The organism is Burkholderia sp. FERM BP-3421 (assembly GCF_028657905.1).
Classification (GTDB): Bacteria; Pseudomonadota; Gammaproteobacteria; order Burkholderiales; family Burkholderiaceae; genus Burkholderia.
In genome coordinates this window covers 2,644,811-2,660,580 of sequence record NZ_CP117781.1, presented here as the reverse complement: position 1 = coordinate 2,660,580, position 15,770 = coordinate 2,644,811, and the positions used below count along the sequence as shown (strand labels likewise).

The 15,770-nt window shown below is 70.8% G+C and carries 16 protein-coding genes and 1 pseudogene; 9 read left to right on the top strand and 8 right to left on the bottom strand.

The genetic code is table 11. The annotated features are described in order from the left end of the window. Positions 1-2 precede the first annotated feature (2 nt). Complete coding sequence (locus Bsp3421_RS14630) at positions 3-1,421, top strand: HlyD family type I secretion periplasmic adaptor subunit (protein ID WP_273996659.1); 1,419 nt, start codon at positions 3-5, stop codon at positions 1,419-1,421. Further along, positions 1,411-2,886 (top strand): TolC family protein, encoded by a 1,476-nt coding sequence (locus Bsp3421_RS14625; RefSeq protein ID WP_273996658.1) that lies wholly within the window; start codon positions 1,411-1,413, stop codon positions 2,884-2,886. The genes Bsp3421_RS14630 and Bsp3421_RS14625 overlap by 11 nt, the downstream gene beginning before the upstream one ends. A 57-nt stretch (positions 2,887-2,943) precedes the next feature. Here the strand turns inward: Bsp3421_RS14625 and Bsp3421_RS14620 are convergent, their stop codons facing one another. Next, complete coding sequence (locus Bsp3421_RS14620) at positions 2,944-3,696, bottom strand: helix-turn-helix domain-containing protein (protein ID WP_273996657.1); 753 nt, start codon at positions 3,694-3,696, stop codon at positions 2,944-2,946. Between the two features lie 20 nt (positions 3,697-3,716). After that, on the bottom strand, positions 3,717-4,058 hold the full coding sequence (locus Bsp3421_RS14615; RefSeq protein ID WP_273996656.1) for an FKBP-type peptidyl-prolyl cis-trans isomerase: 342 nt from the start codon (positions 4,056-4,058) through the stop codon (positions 3,717-3,719). Between the two features lie 613 nt (positions 4,059-4,671). Here Bsp3421_RS14615 and Bsp3421_RS14610 point away from each other — a divergent pair. The 3 genes from Bsp3421_RS14610 (at position 4,672) to Bsp3421_RS14600 (ending at position 7,089) form a co-directional block, all read left to right on the top strand. Continuing rightward, positions 4,672-5,574, top strand: a complete 903-nt coding sequence (locus Bsp3421_RS14610; protein ID WP_273996655.1) for a metal-dependent hydrolase — start codon at positions 4,672-4,674, stop codon at positions 5,572-5,574. Positions 5,575-5,971: 397 nt separating this feature from the next. Further along, positions 5,972-6,391, top strand: a complete 420-nt coding sequence (locus Bsp3421_RS14605) for an MbcA/ParS/Xre antitoxin family protein (RefSeq protein WP_252983861.1) — start codon at positions 5,972-5,974, stop codon at positions 6,389-6,391. Further along, a complete protein-coding gene (locus tag Bsp3421_RS14600) occupies positions 6,388-7,089 on the top strand; it encodes an RES family NAD+ phosphorylase (RefSeq protein ID WP_443111452.1) in 702 nt (233 codons plus the stop codon). Before Bsp3421_RS14605 ends, Bsp3421_RS14600 begins: the two co-directional genes overlap by 4 nt. 5 nt (positions 7,090-7,094) lie before the next feature. Here the strand turns inward: Bsp3421_RS14600 and Bsp3421_RS14595 are convergent, their stop codons facing one another. Next, on the bottom strand, positions 7,095-7,826 hold the full coding sequence (locus tag Bsp3421_RS14595; RefSeq protein WP_273996653.1) for a metallophosphoesterase: 732 nt from the start codon (positions 7,824-7,826) through the stop codon (positions 7,095-7,097). Positions 7,827-7,936: 110 nt separating this feature from the next. Here Bsp3421_RS14595 and Bsp3421_RS14590 point away from each other — a divergent pair, with 110 nt between their 5' ends. Then, on the top strand, positions 7,937-8,578 hold the full coding sequence (locus Bsp3421_RS14590) for a DUF1345 domain-containing protein (RefSeq protein ID WP_273996652.1): 642 nt from the start codon (positions 7,937-7,939) through the stop codon (positions 8,576-8,578). Positions 8,579-8,623: 45 nt separating this feature from the next. Here the strand turns inward: Bsp3421_RS14590 and Bsp3421_RS14585 are convergent, their stop codons facing one another. Next, the gene (locus Bsp3421_RS14585; protein ID WP_273996651.1) at positions 8,624-9,295 is read right to left on the bottom strand and encodes a glutathione S-transferase family protein; all 672 of its coding nucleotides are present in this window, start codon (positions 9,293-9,295) and stop codon (positions 8,624-8,626) included. Between the two features lie 184 nt (positions 9,296-9,479). Between Bsp3421_RS14585 and Bsp3421_RS14580 the strand changes: the two genes are divergently transcribed. Beyond that, positions 9,480-9,851, top strand: coding sequence for a VOC family protein (locus Bsp3421_RS14580; RefSeq protein ID WP_273996650.1), 372 nt, complete (start codon positions 9,480-9,482; stop codon positions 9,849-9,851). 260 nt (positions 9,852-10,111) lie between these two features. Here the strand turns inward: Bsp3421_RS14580 and Bsp3421_RS14575 are convergent, their stop codons facing one another. Continuing rightward, on the bottom strand, positions 10,112-11,008 hold the full coding sequence (locus tag Bsp3421_RS14575) for a LysR substrate-binding domain-containing protein (protein WP_273996649.1): 897 nt from the start codon (positions 11,006-11,008) through the stop codon (positions 10,112-10,114). 151 nt (positions 11,009-11,159) lie between these two features. Between Bsp3421_RS14575 and Bsp3421_RS14570 the strand changes: the two genes are divergently transcribed. Continuing rightward, positions 11,160-11,780 (top strand): trimeric intracellular cation channel family protein, encoded by a 621-nt coding sequence (locus Bsp3421_RS14570; protein WP_273996648.1) that lies wholly within the window; start codon positions 11,160-11,162, stop codon positions 11,778-11,780. Positions 11,781-12,044: 264 nt separating this feature from the next. Beyond that, complete coding sequence (locus Bsp3421_RS14565; RefSeq protein ID WP_273996647.1) at positions 12,045-12,935, top strand: alpha/beta fold hydrolase; 891 nt, start codon at positions 12,045-12,047, stop codon at positions 12,933-12,935. 240 nt (positions 12,936-13,175) lie between these two features. On the opposite strand, the gene Bsp3421_RS14560 is transcribed toward Bsp3421_RS14565, so the two are convergent. The 3 genes and pseudogenes from Bsp3421_RS14560 to Bsp3421_RS34415 form a co-directional block, all read right to left on the bottom strand. Further along, the gene (locus tag Bsp3421_RS14560) at positions 13,176-13,769 is read right to left on the bottom strand and encodes an SCO family protein (protein WP_273996646.1); all 594 of its coding nucleotides are present in this window, start codon (positions 13,767-13,769) and stop codon (positions 13,176-13,178) included. Positions 13,770-13,856: 87 nt separating this feature from the next. Further along, positions 13,857-14,312 carry a hypothetical protein gene (locus Bsp3421_RS14555; RefSeq protein ID WP_273996645.1) on the bottom strand — a complete coding sequence of 152 codons (456 nt, stop codon included), beginning with the start codon at positions 14,310-14,312 and terminating at the stop codon, positions 13,857-13,859. A gap of 32 nt (positions 14,313-14,344) precedes the next feature. After that, positions 14,345-15,490: pseudogene (locus Bsp3421_RS34415) on the bottom strand (jacalin-like lectin); the annotation flags it as partial. Positions 15,491-15,770: the final 280 nt, after the last annotated feature.

Below are 15,770 nucleotides of genomic sequence, written 5' to 3'. Positions count from 1 at the left end.
CGATGATGCTGAAACTTCACGCGCTCGGCGCGCTGCTCGCGCGCTATGCCGCGGTATTCCGCGAAGCCTGGCGGATCCGCCGCGCACTCGACGGCGCGCCGCGCCTGCCGCATGAGCGGGCGTTCCTGCCCGCGCACCTCGAACTCGTCGAGACGCCCGTGCATCCGCTGCCGATGTGGACGATGCGGGTCATCGTCGCGCTCGGCGCGCTGATTGTCGCGATCGCGCTGATCGGCCAGCTCGACATCGTCGCGGCCGCGCCCGGCAAGCTGATCCCGAAACAGCAGGTGAAGACGATCCAGCCCGCGCTGACGGGCGTCGTGCGCAGCATCCTGGTGCGCGACGGACAGCGTGTGCACGCGGGGCAGCTGCTGATGGAACTCGACACCACGCAGGCGGCGGCCGATGCGGACAAGGCGCGCCTGAGCCGCGTCGACGCGGCGCTGACCGCCGAGCGTTCGCGCGCGCTGCTGGCCGCGCAGACGCAGGGCAAGATGCCCGCGCTCGGCCCGGTCGACGGCGCGAGCGAGCAGCAGGCGCTGGAGGCGCAGCGCTTCGCGGAGAGCTTCTACAGCGAGTATCGCGACCGCTTCGGCAGCGCGCAGGCGGAGCTGCTCAAGCGCGAGGCGGAACTCGCGACCACCGCGCAGCAGATCGCCAAGCTCGCCGCGACCGCGCCGCTCGCGCGCCAGCAGGCCAACGACTACCGCGCGCTCGCCGCCGACAAGTACGTGGCGAAGACCGAATACCTCGACAAGGAGCAGAGCGCGCTGGGCCAGGAGCACGAACTGGCGGCGCAGCGCAGCCATGCGCGCGAGCTGACGGCGGCGATCGCGCAGCAGCGCGCGGAACTCGCCTCGACCACGTCGCAGTTCCGCCGTCAGCAGATGGACCTGCTCGACAAGGCGACCCAGCAGCTGGCGCAGAGCCGCAACGACGAGACCAAGGCCGACACGCGGCAGAAGCTGCTGAGCCTGACCGCGCCCGTCGACGGCACGATCCAGCAGTTGCGGATCCACACGCTGGGCGGCGTGGCGACCGCCGCCTCGCCGCTGATGGAGGTGGTGCCGGACGATACGCTCGAGGTCGACGCGAGCATCGAGAACAAGGACATCGGCTTCGTCAAGGTCGGGCAGCCGGCGATCGTCAAGGTCGAGGCGTTTCCGTATACGCGCTACGGCTACCTGAAGGGAACCGTCGCGACCGTGTCGAACGACGCGGTGCAGGACCGTCGGCGCGGGCTGACTTTCCCGGTGCGGGTGCGGCTCGCGACCAACCGGATCCGCGCCAACGGCACCTGGATCAACCTCACGCCGGGGATGGCGGTGACGGCCGAGATCCGCACGGGCAAGCGCAGCGTCGCGCACTACTTCCTCGATCCGGTGATCCAGACGGGGCAGGAGAGCTTGCGTGAGCGTTGATCTTCATCGCGGCGCGCGCCTTGCCGCCCGCGCGCTCGGACTGGCCGCGCTCCTGGCGTGCGCGCGGCCCGCGTGCGCGTTCGATCCGTTCCTGACCGGGCGCGCGGTGTCGGCGACGCCCGCGCGCGACCTGCTCGGCGACGGCGCGCGGGCCTGCGCGTTCGGCGAGCTGCCGTCGCCGCTGCGTCTGCAGGACGCGGTGGAGCGCGCGCTGTGCGGACATCCGAAGACCCGCCAGGCGTGGGCCAACGTGCAGATCCAGGCGGCCGCGGTGGGGGTGGGGCGCGCGGCGTTCCTGCCGACCGTGACCGGCAACTGGCAGGGCACGCGCGACAACGCGAGCAACCACGTGACCGGCTATCCGCAATTCGATTCGAACTACCGGACGAACCTGCAGAACGCGGGCGTGTCGCTGAGCTGGGTGCTGTACGACTTCGGCGGCCGCTCGGCGGCGCTGCGCAACGCAACGTCGCTGCTCGCGGCGGCGCAGGCGAACCAGCAGGCGACGCTGCAGACGGTGTTCGCGACGGTGGCGAAGGATTTCTACGCGGCGCAGGCCGCGCAGAGCACCTACACGGCGGCGCGCGAGATCGAGCGCGCCGCGCGGGACAGCGCGGACGCCGCGAGCGCGCGCGTCGAACGCGGCGCGGCGGCGATCACCGACCAGTTGCAGGCGCAGACCGCCTACGCGGACGCGGTCGTCAACCGGACCAAGGCCGAGAGCGACTGGCGCGGCGCGGTGGGCGCGCTCGCCTCGGACATGGATCTCGCGCCGACCACGGAGATCGCGCTGCCGGACGTTGGCGACGGCGTGACGGCGAACCGCGAGTTCGGCGATTCGGTCGAGGCGCTGATCAAGGAGGCGCAGCGCAGTTATCCGGGGGTGCTGGCAGCCGAGGCGCAGGTCGACGCCGCCCGCGCGAAGGCCGCGCAGACGCGCGCGGAAGGCCTGCCGCGCCTGAACCTGGTCGGGCAGTACAACTACAACAACCAGCCGACCAGTTTGCAGCTCGGCTTCCCGGTGTTTCCGGCCTCGCATCGCGAGTGGTATCTCGGGCTGCAGGTGACGATTCCGCTGTTCGAGGGCTTCGCGCGCACCTACCAGGTCCGGCAGGCGGACGCGCAGACCACGCTGCAACGCGACCTGCTCGACGAAGCGCGCCAGCAGGTCGGGCTCGATGTGTGGAATGCCTACCAGACGCTGCAAGGCGCGACGCGCAATCTCGACAACAGCGCGACGCTGCTGGCGCTCGCGCAGCGTTCCTACGACGCGTCCGGGCATCGCTATCAGGTGGGGGTCGGCAACATCCTGGAGCTGCTCAACGCGCAGTCCGCGCTGGCGGGGGCGAAGCGGCAGCGGATCCAGGCGCTCACCGACTGGCGTTCGGCGCGGCTGCAACTGGCCGCGAAGCTCGGCAAGCTCGGCATGTGGAGCCTCGACGCGCCGGAGGCGACGCCGCATTGACGGGCGCGTGGGGCAGGCGTGGCGGGAACCGGGAAGCGGAAGTGAAAAGCGGCGTGATCAGTGACGCAGGTTGCGCCACTGGCCGGGCGCGAGGCCGAAGCGGCCGGTGAACGCATGCGTGAGCGCGCTCTGATCCGCGAAGCCGACCGCGATCGCGATGTCGGCGAGCGGGCGGCCCGGATCGTCGAGCAGCAGCAGCGCGGTGTCGAGCCGCAGCCGTCGCAGGTATTGATGGGGCGTTTCGCCGAAGGCGTCGCAGAACAGCGCATGAAAGCGCCGCAGGCCGAAGCCGCAGTGCGCGGCCAGATCGGCGACCCGCAGCGGTTCGGCGAGGTGCGCGCGCAGCCAGCGATCGATGCGCGCGACGGCGAGCCCGCCCGCGCGCGCCGTGGGTGCGGTTTCGCCGAGCGTCGCGACCAGCGCGTCGCACAGCCGCGCGGCGGCCTGCCAGTGAAAGCGCCGGCCGCCTGCTTCCGCATGGCCGGCCAGTTCGGCCGCGAGCACGCCGAGGGCCGGTTCGAGGCGCAGCGTGCGGGCGCGTTCGAACAGCCGCGCGGGCACCGCGAGCGACGCGGCGGGCAGGTCGAGCACGAGCTGGCGGTTCGCGCCGAGCCCGGCATAGGCGTGGCGCGCGCCGGCCGGGACCAGCCAGGCCGAATGCCGGTCGATGCGCGCGTCGACGCCGTCGACCGACATCACCATCGCGCCATCGACGCCCAGCACGATCTGGTGGAAGTCGTGCACGTCGGACGCCTCGGACTGGCCGTAGCGGCGCAGCGAGACGGTGGGCGACGCGAGGGCGGCTTCCATGATCGGGCGCGGGGCGTGGCTCAGATGTCGAGCAGTTCGACTTCGAACACGAGCGTCGCGTTCGGCGGAATCACGCCGCCCGCGCCGCGCACGCCGTAGCCGAGTTGCGGCGGAATCGTCAGGCGCCGCACGCCGCCGACCTTCATCCCCTGCACGCCTTCGTCCCAGCCCTTGATGACCATGCCGCCGCCCAGCACGAACGCGAACGGATCGTTGCGGTCCTTGCTGGAATCGAACTTCTGGCCGTCGGTGAGCCAGCCGGTGTAATGGACGCTGACCGTCTGGCCCGCGCGCGCTTCCTCGCCGCTGCCTTCGGTCAAATCTTCGTACTTGAGACCCGATTCGGTGGTCACGACTTCCATGAACGACTCCTGAAAAAACGAACGAAACCGCTATTGTAGGGGAGCGCACGCTCCGCGTGCGCGGCGCGCGGTCCGTTGCACGGATCGGAGCGGCCGAGGCGACCCCGCCGAGGGTGACCCCGCCAAAGGTGACCCCGCCAAAGGTGGCCCCGCCAAGGGTGGCCCCGCCAAGGGTGGCCCCGCCAAGGGTGGCCCCGCCAAGGGTGACCCCGCCAAGGGTGACCCCGCCAAGGGTGACCCCGCCAAGGGTGACCCCGCCAAGGATGACCCCGCCAAGGGTGACCCCGCCAAGGGTGACCCCGCCAAGGATGACCCCGCCAAGGATGACCCCGCCAAGGGTGGCCCCGCCAAGGGTGACCCCGCCAAGGGTGGCCCCGCCAAGGGTGACCTCGCCAAGGGTGACCTCGCCAAAGGTGGCCCCGCCGGTTTGAAACACGCGGGCGTCATCCGCCCGCGCGTTTGGAAGCGAACCACTAGCGCCCGCCTTGCCTTCCGGCTTGCGCACGCCATATTGTTACAGTTAGTGATGTAACGATCGGCGGGGATCGGCCGCCGACGCACAGACCGCGGCGCGCGGGGTCCGGCGCGCCCGGCGTCCATTCAGGAGACGTCGATGACTGAGGCTGTCCGTTCGCGCGATCCGGTGCTGGTGATGCCGGTCCGCCGCGATCTTCATTTTTCCCTGCCGGTCGAGCGCGCGAAGGACTGGCACGGCCAGGGATCGCAGGTATCGCACTTCTTCAACGCGCTGTCGCTGCTGTTTCCGGCGGGCGAGCGTTTCTTCATGGATTCGGTGCGCAACTACCGCGACCGGATCCAGGACCCGGTGCTCAAGAAGCAGGTGCTCGCGTTCATCGGGCAGGAGGCGATGCATACCCGCGAGCACATCGAGTACAACGAACTGCTGCAGGCGAACCGCCTGCCCGCGCGCAAGCTCGACCAGCGCATCTGGAAGGTGCTCGGCTGGATGAAGCGGGTGCTGCCGCATTGGGTGCAGCTCGCGCACACCGTGGCGGCCGAGCATTACACGGCGATGCTGGCCGGCCTGCTGCTCGACGACGCGACGCGCCTCGACGGCTCGGAGGAAGGCTATCGGCAGATGTGGCTGTGGCACGCGCTCGAGGAAACCGAGCACAAGGCGGTGTCGTTCGACGTCTGGAACACCGTGATGAAGCCCGGGCCGGCGCGCTACCTGGGGCGCATCGGCGTGTATCTGGTGACCACGCTGACGTTCTGGCCCACCGTGTTCCTGCTCCACACGCGCCTGATCCGTTCGGACCGGCAGGCCGGCCACCGCGTGCGCGGCATGTGGCGCGTGGTCGCGTTTCTGTACGGGCCGCGCCACGGCCTGTTCCCGCGCATCGCGCGCGAGTGGCTGAGCTTTTTCCGGCCGGGCTTTCATCCGTGGGATCACGACAACCGGCATCACCTCGCGCGCGTCGACGGGATCGCCGCCGCCCACGGTCCGCGCGACGCGCGGCCGCTGCCCGCGATCGGACGTTTCGACGCCGCCTGAGCGTGTTGCCCGGCCGGCATGCGCGCGCGGCGTCGCCGCGCTCGGCCGGGCCGCATGACGCGACCGCCTGCCGGGCGGGGCGGGCGCCAAGGCCGGCGGCTCGGCATGCCGCCGTGGCCGTCGCCGCGACATCCGCCTGCCGCGGGGCGCGCGCGACCAGACACCCTCCGCAAGCTTTTCCGCACGCCCTCGTCGCGCGGCCCCTGTTTCCCATGCCTGCCGTTCACCCCGCTGCCCGGCCGCGACGGGAACGCATCATTCGCCGCGCGAATCCGTCCGCGACGCCGCACGCGGCCGGGCGATCCCGCGCCGCGCGGATGGCATCCACCCCCTGTCCCTTGAAATCATCTAGAATTGGACTAATCTTGTTAGTGAATTCATATTGAGACTAACGGTGATGTCCTATCCTGCCTTGAAGCCCCACCCGAATCCGCCGGACGCGTCGGTCACCGAGATGTCGGCGGCCGGGCTGCGGGCGTTCTTCAACATCGCGCGCGACTGGGAGCTGTCGGTCGACGAGCAGCTGGTGCTGCTGGGCTCGCCGGGGCGCTCGACCTTCTTCAAGTGGAAGGCGTCGCCGCAGACGGCGCGCCTGACGCGCGACACGCTCGAACGCCTGTCGCTGATGCTCGGCATCTACAAGGCGCTGCAGATCCTGCTGCCGCAGGCGGCGGCCGCGGATGCGTGGGTCAAGCGTCCGAACGACGCCGCGCCGTTCAACGGCAGGCGCGCGCTCGACCGGATGCTGGCGGGCAACGTCAGCGACCTCGTGGCCGTGCGCCAGTATCTCGATGCGATGCGGGGCGGATGGGCGTGACCTCGATCGCACGGCGTGCCGACTGGCCGCTTGCCGCGCTCGACTGGGCGCCGGCCTACCGGGTCATCCCGACGCGTTTTCCCGCGATCAACCTGTTCGACCGCGTCGCGTCGGCCGACGATTTCGAAGCGCTCTACGCGCTCGAGGCGCTGACCAACGACCGGGTGCGCAGCGAGGTCGGCCAGCTCGATCTCGTGCCGCCCGGCGAGCGCCGCTTCGGGGCCGGCTACGGGCCGATCATGGCGGCCTTCACCCACCTGAACCCGAACGGCAGCCGTTTCTCCGACGGCCGCTACGGCGTGTTCTACTGCGCCCGCGCGCGCGACACCGCGATCGCGGAAACGCGCTACCACGCCGCGCTGTTCCTGGCGGCCACCCGCGAGCCGTCGATGCGCCAGCAGATGCGGCTCTACACGGTGGTGGCGCAGGGCGAGGTGGCCGACGTGCGCGGCTGGTCCGCGCGCGATCCGGCGCTGCTCGATGCGAACGACTATCGCGCGGGGCAGGCGCTGGGGCAGGCGGTGCGCGCGGCGGGCGTGGCGGGGATCGCATATCCGTCGGTGCGCGATCCGGCGGGCGAGTGCCTCGCGGCGTTCCGCACGACGCTGCTGCGCGACTGCCACCACGCGGCCTATCTGGAATACAACTGGAACGGCGCGGCGATCGACGCCGTCTACGAGCTGAACCAGGTCGGCTGAGCGGCTCAGGGCAGCGGCAGGTCGGCCGCGCCGCGAAAGCGCGCGGCGGCCACCGAGATCGCCCAGCATCGGCCGCTTTCCACCTCGAGCAGCGTGAGCTTGCCGGAGCGGTCGAACGCGCCGGTGTCGACGAAGGTCTGCGCGCCGATGCGCATCACTTCGTGCACCGGCGTGTGGCCGCAATAGGTCGGCGAGAGGCCGGCCTGCCGGGCCGGATCGGCGCGGCCGTACACCAGTTCGCGGCCCCACAGCAGGCGCTGGCGCGTCGCGTCGTCGTAGTCGCCGCGCGCGAGTGCGGCGTCGTCGCCGAAGAATTCCGCATGGAGGATGTGAAAGCGCGCCGCGCCGTCGCCGATGCTGCGCACGAGCGGCAGCATGCGCAGCCGCCGCGCGTGGCGGGCCAGCGCCTCCGCCGGCAGGTGCGCGGCCCACGCGCCGCCGATCCGTTCCCACACGCTCATCGCGAGCGCGCCTTCCGCGACCGCGCACAGCACGTCCTCGTGGTTGCCGAGCACCGGGAAGAACCACGGGCGGTCGAGCAGCGCGAGCGCGGCTTCCGGCTGTTCGCCCCGGTCGACCAGATCGCCGACCGAGAACAGCCGGTCGCGCGCGGCGTCGAAGCGCGCGTCGTGCAGCAGCACGCGCAGCGGATCGACGCAGCCGTGCAGGTCGCCGACCACGAAGTCGCGGCCGGCATGATTGGCGGCGTGACGGCACAGGAGAGGGGCGGGGCGCATTCCCCCATCTTAGGATGCGCATGCGCTTGGCGCAGGCGAACAAGCTGACGATAATGGCGGTTCATCGTGCTGCATCGCGGCGCGCCTTTCACGATCATTTCAGTGACGCGATGACGCTCTATCCCCAAGTGTTGCGCAACCGGCCGCGCATGATGGCGGCGCTCGCCGCCGGCGTGTTGTTCGGCCTGTTGTTTCCCCAGCCGCTGCGCCCCGTCGTGCGCGTGCTGATCGGCTGGGACGTCGCGATCTGGCTGTATCTCGCGCTGATGTGGACGCGCATGATGCGCGCGCATCATCGCAAGGTGGCGGACATCGCGATGCTCGACGATGAAAAGGCCACCACCGTGCTGACCGTGATCTGCCTCGCGACGGTCGCGAGCATCGCGGCGATCGCGATCGAACTCGCGAGCGCGAAGGGCGCGGGCATCGGTCACTACGTGGTGACGGGCGCGACGATGTTCGGCGCGTGGTTCCTGATCCCGACCATCTTCACGCTGCACTATGCGCGGCTCTACTACCTGTCGCCGCGCGACGCCCGCGCGCTGCAATTCCCGGACCGCGACCTCGATCCCGACTACTGGGACTTCCTGTATTTCTCGTTCACGATCGCGGTGGCGTCGCAGACCGCCGACGTGTCGCTGGGCAATCGCTCGATCCGCCGCGCCGCGCTCGCGCAGTCGATCCTGTCGTTCTACTTCAACATCGCGGTGCTCGGCCTGTCGATCAACGTCGCGGCGGGGCTGCTGAGCTGAGCTCAGCTGAGGCGCGCATCCGCGGCCGCGCGTCAGGGGCCGCCGTCAGTTCGCGAACGCATACGGGCCGCCGCGTTCGAGCGCGCGCCGATAGGCAGGGCGCGCGTGAATGCGCGCGAGGAAGGCCGTGATCGACGGCAGCGCCGCGACCGCGCCGTCGCGCGAGGCCGCCGCTTCGAGCGGGAAGCTCATCTGGATGTCGGCCGCGCTGAACGCGTCGCCGACGAACCAGCCGGTCGGGCGCAGCGCGTCGTCCAGATAGCCGAGATGCAGCTTCAGCTGCGGATCGATGAAGCTCGACTGCAGCGTCGCGGCGATGCGCCGCGCGATCGGCTTCGCGAAGAACGGCATCGGCGCGCTCGCGATGCGCAGCGCAACCAGCTTGAGCAGCAGCGGCGGCATCGCCGAGCCTTCCGCGTAATGCAGCCAGTAGGTCAGCCGCGCGCGCTCCGGCGTGCCGCGCGGCGGCGCGAGGCGACCTTCGCCGTAGCGGTCGAGCAGGTATTCGACGATCGCGCCGGATTCCGCGAGCGTCAGCCCGTCGTCGGTGATCACCGGCGACTTGCCGAGCGGATGCACGGCGCGCAGCTCGGGCGGCGCGAGCATCGTGGCCGGATCGCGCGCATAGCGCTGGATCTCGTAGGGCACGCCCAGTTCTTCGAGCAGCCACAGCACGCGCTGCGAGCGGGAGTTGTTCAGGTGATGGACGGTCAGCATGGGCGCGCACTCGATCGGAGGGTGACGGGGCGCGGGCCTCGGACCGGCCGCCCGCGTGGACGGATGATAACGCCGCCGCGCGGCGGCCGCGCGACCCCTGCGCTATAGTCGCGGATGCCTGCCGCTCCGGCAGCGCGGCCGGGGCCTCGCGCCTTCGGCCATTCACGCGCGCAGAGGTGTCGCCATGACGTATCCGTTGACCCGCTTGATCCTGTATGTGCACGACGTGTCGCGCCTGAAGGCGTTCTATGAACGGCATTTCGGCTTCGTCGCGAGCGAGGAGATCGACAACGAATGGGTCGTGCTGCGCGCCGGCGCGATCGAGCTGGCGCTGCATCGCGCCGGTCCGGCGTTTCGCGACGCGACGCGGCCCGGCGACGGTTCGAACGTGAAGCTCGTGTTCGCCGTGCAGGCCGGCCTCGACGCGTTGCGCGAGGCGCTCGCGGCCGAGGGCGTGCCGATGCGCGAACCGAAGCGCTTCGCGGGATTTCCGTATCTGCTGTGCGACGGCGAGGATCCGGAGGGCAACGTGTTCCAGCTGATGCTGCTCGATTGAGTCGCCGTCTTCCGAATTGGGCGGGTTGCGGCGAGCGTCCCGAAGGGGATGGGTTCCGACCAGGGCGGTGAGCATGAGCGGGCGCTTGCGCATGCAAGCCGACCATGCGCCGCCGGCCGCGGGTTCGCTGACCGTCAGACCGCCAGACCGCCAGACCGTCAGACCGCCAGACCGCCAGACCGCCAGACCGCCAGACCGCCAGACCGCCAGACCGCCAGACCGCCAGACCGTCAGACCGTCAGACCGTCAGACCGCGATCGCTAGACCGAGCCGAAGCGGCGGCGTGCGCCCGTCTCGCGGACGGCGTCGGCCAGTTCCTGCGCGATGCGCGATGCGTGGCGCGCGAACACGTGGAAGCGCACCTCGGGCAGCGGCGGCAGGCCGTCGGCCGCGCCCAGCGCGCGCAGGCCCTCGCGCAGCTGGCTGGCGGCGACGGGCGCGACGGCGAAGCCCGCCTGCGCGGCCGCGAGGCAACCCGCCATGCTGCCGCTCTCGAACGCGAGCCGCCAGCGCTTGCCGGCGCGGGTCAGCGCGTCGATCGCCGCCTCGCGGTACACGCACGGTTCGGCGAAGGCCGCGAGCGGCAGTTCCGCTTCGGGGTCGAACGCGCAGGCGGCGCCGAAGGTCCAGACGAGCGGTTCCTCCCACAGCAGCGCGCCGCCGTCGGGCGCGCGCGCGCAATGCTTGCCGAACACCAGGTCGAGCTGATCGTGTTCGAGCGCGCGCAGCAGGTCGGGCGTGATGCCGACCTGCAACGTGATCGCGACGCCCGGATAGCGATGCTGGAAGGTTGTCAGCACCTGCGGCAGCCACGCGCCGGTGAAATCCTCGGATGCGCCGATGCGGATCCGTTCGTGCGTCGCCGCGTTGCGCAGGCGGATGCGCGCTTCCTGTTCGAGATTGACGATATTGCGCGCATACGCGTAAAGCATTTCGCCCGGGCCGGTCAGCTGGACGCTGCGCGTCGTGCGCGCGAGCAGCCGCGCGCCTGCCACGTCCTCGAGCCGCCGGATGTGACCGCTGACGGCGGACGGGGTCAGCGCGAGCCGGTCGGCCGCGAGCGCGAAACCGCCCAGTTCGACGACTTCGATGAAGGTGCGCAACAGGACCAGATCGAGCGACGCCGATCCGCCCGGGGCGGGAGTCGATGCTTGCACGGAGAGCCTCGCAACGGGAAGCGGCGTCGGGACGCCGGGATCCGGGCATTGTGACAGAGGCGCCCCGCGCACGCCCGATGGCGGGCGCGCCGACGCTCGGGTATGCTCGGCGACGGACCACCGGCCAAGGGCGCTGCCCACTCCGTTCCCGATGAATCGAAACGATACGATCATTCTCGCCGCCGATCTTGCCGGCACCGCGGTGTTCGCGCTCGAAGGGGCGGTCGCGGCGATGCGGGGCGGCCTCGACCTGCTGGGCGTGATGGTGCTGGCCTTCGTGGTCGCGCTGGGCGGCGGGGTGATCCGCGACCTGCTGATCGGCGCGACGCCGCCGAATGCGATCCGCGACTGGCGTTATCCGGCGCTGGCGTTCGCGACCGGCCTGCTGACCTTCGCCATGCATGCTCAGGTGCTGCGCGTGCCCGCATCGCTGCTGGTCGCGCTCGATGCGGCGGGGCTCGCGCTGTTCGCGGTGGCGGGCGCGCAGAAGGCGCTCGGCTACGGCATCGGGCCGTTCATCGCCGCGCTGATGGGCACCGTGACGGGCGTCGGTGGCGGCGTGCTGCGCGATCTGCTGCTCGCGCGGATTCCCGGCGTGCTCGTGACGGACATCTATGCGAGCGCGGCGTTCGTGGGCGGGACGGTGGTGGTGGTCTGCCGCCGCCTGCGCGTGCCGCCCATCGTCGCGGCCTGGTCGGGCGGCGGCGCGTGCTTCGCGGTGCGGATGGCGGCGGTGCGCTACGGCTGGCATTTGCCGCATGCGCTGCCGTGAGCGGACGCGCGGACGCGCGACCGGATTCGTCGGCGCCAGAATGATCAGGCATCCTGTTCGAATGACCCGACCCGACCCGACCCGACCTGACCCGACCCGACCCGGCCCGGCCCGTTGCGATGCGCGCCACGCGCCGACGCAATCGGGCGAATCGACCGCGCACGGATTGATCGCGAAATGTCATCAATCGGGCCGCGATCGTGACGAATCGGCGCGGCCGCGCGAATTAAGCTGACGGCTTCATCCAGGAATCCCGGAGTCGCGATGTCTGAGTATGTCTTTGTCGATACCCGCCGGTTGCGGATCGGCTATCTCGAATGGAATCCGCGGGCCGCGCGCTGCGCCGTGCTCGTGCACGGCTGGCCGGACAGCCCCGAAACCTGGGCCGACGTCGCGCGGCGGCTGGCCGATGCGGGCTATCGGGTGCTGTGTCCCGCGCTGCGCGGCTTCGGCCCGACCCGCTTCCGCGATCCGGGCACGCCGCGCAGCGGACAACTGAGCGCGTTGGGTCGCGATCTGCTCGATTTCATCGAGGCGCTCGCCCTGCGCGCGCCGCTGCTCGTCGGCCATGACTGGGGCGCGCGCGCGGTGGCCAATGCCTGCGGCTTGCGCGACGGCGTTGCGTCGGGCCTGGTGATGCTGTCGGTCGGCTACGGCACCAACGATCCGCATCAGGCGCTCGGCTACGCGCAAGCGCGCAACTACTGGTATCACTGGTTCATGGCGACGCCGCGCGGGGCCGCGGCGGTGGAACAGGATCGCCGCGCGTTCACGCGCGGGATGTGGGACACCTGGTCGCCCGCGGGCTGGTATGCGCCGCCGGACTTCGAGGCGGCCGCCGCCGCGTTCGACAATCCGGATTGGGCGGCGGTGGTGCTGCATTCGTACCGGCATCGCTGGGGCTTCGTCGCGGGCGATCCCGCCTACGCGGACGACGACGCCAGCCTCGACCCGCCGCCCCGGCTCGCGGTGCCGACGCTCGTGCTGCATGGCGGCGCCGATGCGTGCAATCACCCGGACAGTTCGGACGGCAAGGCGCACTGGTTCAGCGGACCCTACCGGCGCGCCGTGCTCGATGGAATCGGCCATTTTCCGCAACGCGAAGCGCCTCGGGCCGTTGCGGACGAGATCCTCGCCTTCGCCGGGGCGCGCTGAGGCGTGCCGCCCAGGCGTGCGATGCGCGCGGCGTTGCCGTGCGGTGCGCCGGGTCTTCCCGCATCGCCGGATGATCGCAGGCGGGCGGCGCGAGCGCGCCGCTTGCTTGCGCGCGCATCCATTCAGGCATGTGCTGGCCGACGGCAGCGGAACGCCTGCGCCGCGTGCGTCGTACGCGATGCGCCAACCGCAAGCCTCACGCGCGCCCGCGCACGGCGTCGGTTGGATCGCGCCGCGCGCTCAAACCTTGATGCGCGACGCAAGCTGCGCGAGCAGGCGCGCGACCTCGTCCGATTTCGGGAAATCGGCGGTGCGCAGCACTAGCCGCGCCTGCTCGTCGAAGAAAAACACCTGCCCCGTGTGCCGATCGGACCCGACTGCGCGTCCGTTCAGGAAGTCGAGCCATGCATCCACGCGCCCGGCCTCGGGAATCATGCCCGTCCAGGCGGACTCCGCGCCGAATTTCGCGAGCCAGCCCTGCATTGCCCGAGGCGTGTCGCCGAACGGGTCGATGCTCGCGGATACCAGTTGCAGCGGCAGCCGCCCGGCGCGGGGAAGCGCGGCCTGCACCTGCGCGAAAAGCGCGCCCTGAATCGGACAGGTCGCGCTGCAGCCGGTGAACATCAGCTGCAACGCCGTCGCCTTTCCGGTCAACAATGCGCGCAGCGTCGTCTGGCGTGCGGTGTGCGTGACCAGTTTCATCTCGGGCGCGCCGCGCGGCGGGCTCACCGTTCCGGCCTGATTGTGCGCGGCCGCCAGCCTGCCGACGCCCGCCAGCGCGATCCAGCAGGCCGTGCGCAGCGCCGCCCTGCGTGTCGGGGAGTGTTGTGTCATGCGATCACTCGGGGAAAGACGGCGTGCGTCGGCCGGGCGGCGCACGCCGCGGTGGCCGCCGGCCGATCCCGGAAGAAACGCGGGCCGTCAGGTTGCCTGTGTCAGATAGCGCCACAGGGTCGCGCATTGATCCCGCGTCAACGTATAACGCGGCATCGTCTCGTTGATCATCACGTCGTCGGGGCCGATGCCGTCGCGCAGCACGCGGCAAAACGACGTCTCGTCGTACGCGCTTGCCGGACCGCCGCGCCGCACGCGACTGTCGAGCAGGCGCGATGCCGTCAACGCCGGGGCGAAGCTCGCCTGTCCGGCGCGATCGACGTCGGCATGACAGTTCGCGCAGCGCGTCGCCACCGGCGGCAAGGCGTCGTCGTGGCCCGCGAGCCTCGCCGCCGCCGGCAGCGATCCGTCGAACAGACGCCGTCCGTCCTCGAATGGCCTCGTCCGCGGCGGGCCGCCGGTCGGCCCGCCGCGCCATGCGTGCCCGATCGCCCCGACGCCGGCCGCCAGCGCGATCGCGAACACGAGGCGGCGCATGCGCATCGGGACGCGCCTATTCATCGGCCTCATTCGCGTCACGGACCATAGATCACGCCGATCGCATTCAAATACGTATCGCTCGCGCCGGCGAATCCATAGATCTTCCTGCCCGCCGGCACCGTGTAGTCGAACGGGACGCTTGTCCCCGGTCCCAGGTTGCTGCCGTACGGACCATAGGTCTGGCCCGTGTTCGACACGAACGTGATCTGCCCGATGGTCTTGCCCGGGGTCGCCCGGCCGTATATCCGGACCAGGTATTGCCCGGCCGGCAGCCTGAAGCTGGCGGCGTTGCCGCCGTTTCCGCCGTGCGCCGGCAACGCGCCCGAACTGGTCACACCCTGGATGCTGTCCAGCCAATAACCGCCGCGGAGATTGACGCCGACGAGCGGATTGACCGGCTGCACCGTGTCCGAGAACGCGGCGCCGAGCGTCGGGGTGCCGAAGGCCGGGCCGGTCGAGAACGTACCCGGCGCATAGGCTTCGTCGCCGCCGATCTGCAACACGTACGCGCTGACGGACGCCAGATCCGCGGGACTCAGGCTCACATTCGCATGGGCGGCGATCGCGGCGTCGACCGTCGGCGCGGAGCCGTCGTGCAGGTACGGCGCGGTGGCCCAGACATCGCGCAGGGTCGGCGTGTCGAAGCCCGGCAGTGCGCCGCCCAGGCGTTTCCCGCTGCCGGGGTAGAGCGTGCCGACGTCGCGCAGGTCGGTGGTCGACGTGCCGGCGAACGTAAAGCTGTCGGTGAAGTTGACGCCGCCGTGGCAACTGGCGCAGTGGGTCGCGAAGATCGTCTTGCCCGCAAGCGCGGCGCCTGTGAGCGTGCCGTCCTGATTCCGGAACGGACTCGGGCTGAACACGTTGAGCGACGACACGTACGCGGCGAGCGCGTCGAGATCCGCGCTCACGCCGGCCTTCGGATCGCCGAGCGGCTGGCTGCGCGTGCCGGTGTTGAACTGCGCATTGGTCATCAGCCCGGTGCCCTGCTCGAACACCCGGATCTGCCCTTCGAAGTCCTGGATCTCATCGAAATTCGCGCTCCAGTGCTTGTTGCCGTGGCCGCCCGCGCGGCCGAGCAGGCTGATCGTATTGCGCAGCCCCTCGCCGAGGCTCGTGAAGTCCCAGACCCGGCCGTCCTCGCCGCCCTCGTTGTGGCAGCTTGCGCAACTCATCCAGCTGTCGCGCGCGAGGCGAGGGTCCTGCGCGTCGTAGAACAGCTGCTTGCCGAGCAGCACGTTGGCCGGCAGCTTTTCGACGCCGATCGTGGCGACCGTCGCGAGCTTCGGCAGGCGCAGGTTGCCGAGCTGCAGCAGCGGGTTCAGGTCGTAGACCGACACGGTGCGATCCATGAAGTTGTTCACGTACAGCTTCGTGCCGTCCGACGACAGGCTCAGCCCGTTCGGCGCGCGCCCCGCCGCCACGCGCAGCAGTTCGCGTCGCCCCGCCGCATCGAGCACGGCG

Coding starts and splice junctions, on each gene's coding strand:
- Bsp3421_RS14630 (WP_273996659.1), top strand. CDS start 3: ATGATGCTGAAACTTCACGCGCTCGGCGCGCTGCTCGCGCGCTATGCC.
- Bsp3421_RS14620 (WP_273996657.1), bottom strand. CDS start 3,696: ATGGAAGCCGCCCTCGCGTCGCCCACCGTCTCGCTGCGCCGCTACGGC.
- Bsp3421_RS14615 (WP_273996656.1), bottom strand. CDS start 4,058: ATGGAAGTCGTGACCACCGAATCGGGTCTCAAGTACGAAGATTTGACC.
- Bsp3421_RS14610 (WP_273996655.1), top strand. CDS start 4,672: ATGACTGAGGCTGTCCGTTCGCGCGATCCGGTGCTGGTGATGCCGGTC.
- Bsp3421_RS14605 (WP_252983861.1), top strand. CDS start 5,972: ATGTCCTATCCTGCCTTGAAGCCCCACCCGAATCCGCCGGACGCGTCG.
- Bsp3421_RS14595 (WP_273996653.1), bottom strand. CDS start 7,826: ATGCGCCCCGCCCCTCTCCTGTGCCGTCACGCCGCCAATCATGCCGGC.
- Bsp3421_RS14590 (WP_273996652.1), top strand. CDS start 7,937: ATGACGCTCTATCCCCAAGTGTTGCGCAACCGGCCGCGCATGATGGCG.
- Bsp3421_RS14585 (WP_273996651.1), bottom strand. CDS start 9,295: ATGCTGACCGTCCATCACCTGAACAACTCCCGCTCGCAGCGCGTGCTG.
- Bsp3421_RS14580 (WP_273996650.1), top strand. CDS start 9,480: ATGACGTATCCGTTGACCCGCTTGATCCTGTATGTGCACGACGTGTCG.
- Bsp3421_RS14570 (WP_273996648.1), top strand. CDS start 11,160: ATGAATCGAAACGATACGATCATTCTCGCCGCCGATCTTGCCGGCACC.
- Bsp3421_RS14565 (WP_273996647.1), top strand. CDS start 12,045: ATGTCTGAGTATGTCTTTGTCGATACCCGCCGGTTGCGGATCGGCTAT.
- Bsp3421_RS14560 (WP_273996646.1), bottom strand. CDS start 13,769: ATGACACAACACTCCCCGACACGCAGGGCGGCGCTGCGCACGGCCTGC.
- Bsp3421_RS14555 (WP_273996645.1), bottom strand. CDS start 14,312: ATGCGCATGCGCCGCCTCGTGTTCGCGATCGCGCTGGCGGCCGGCGTC.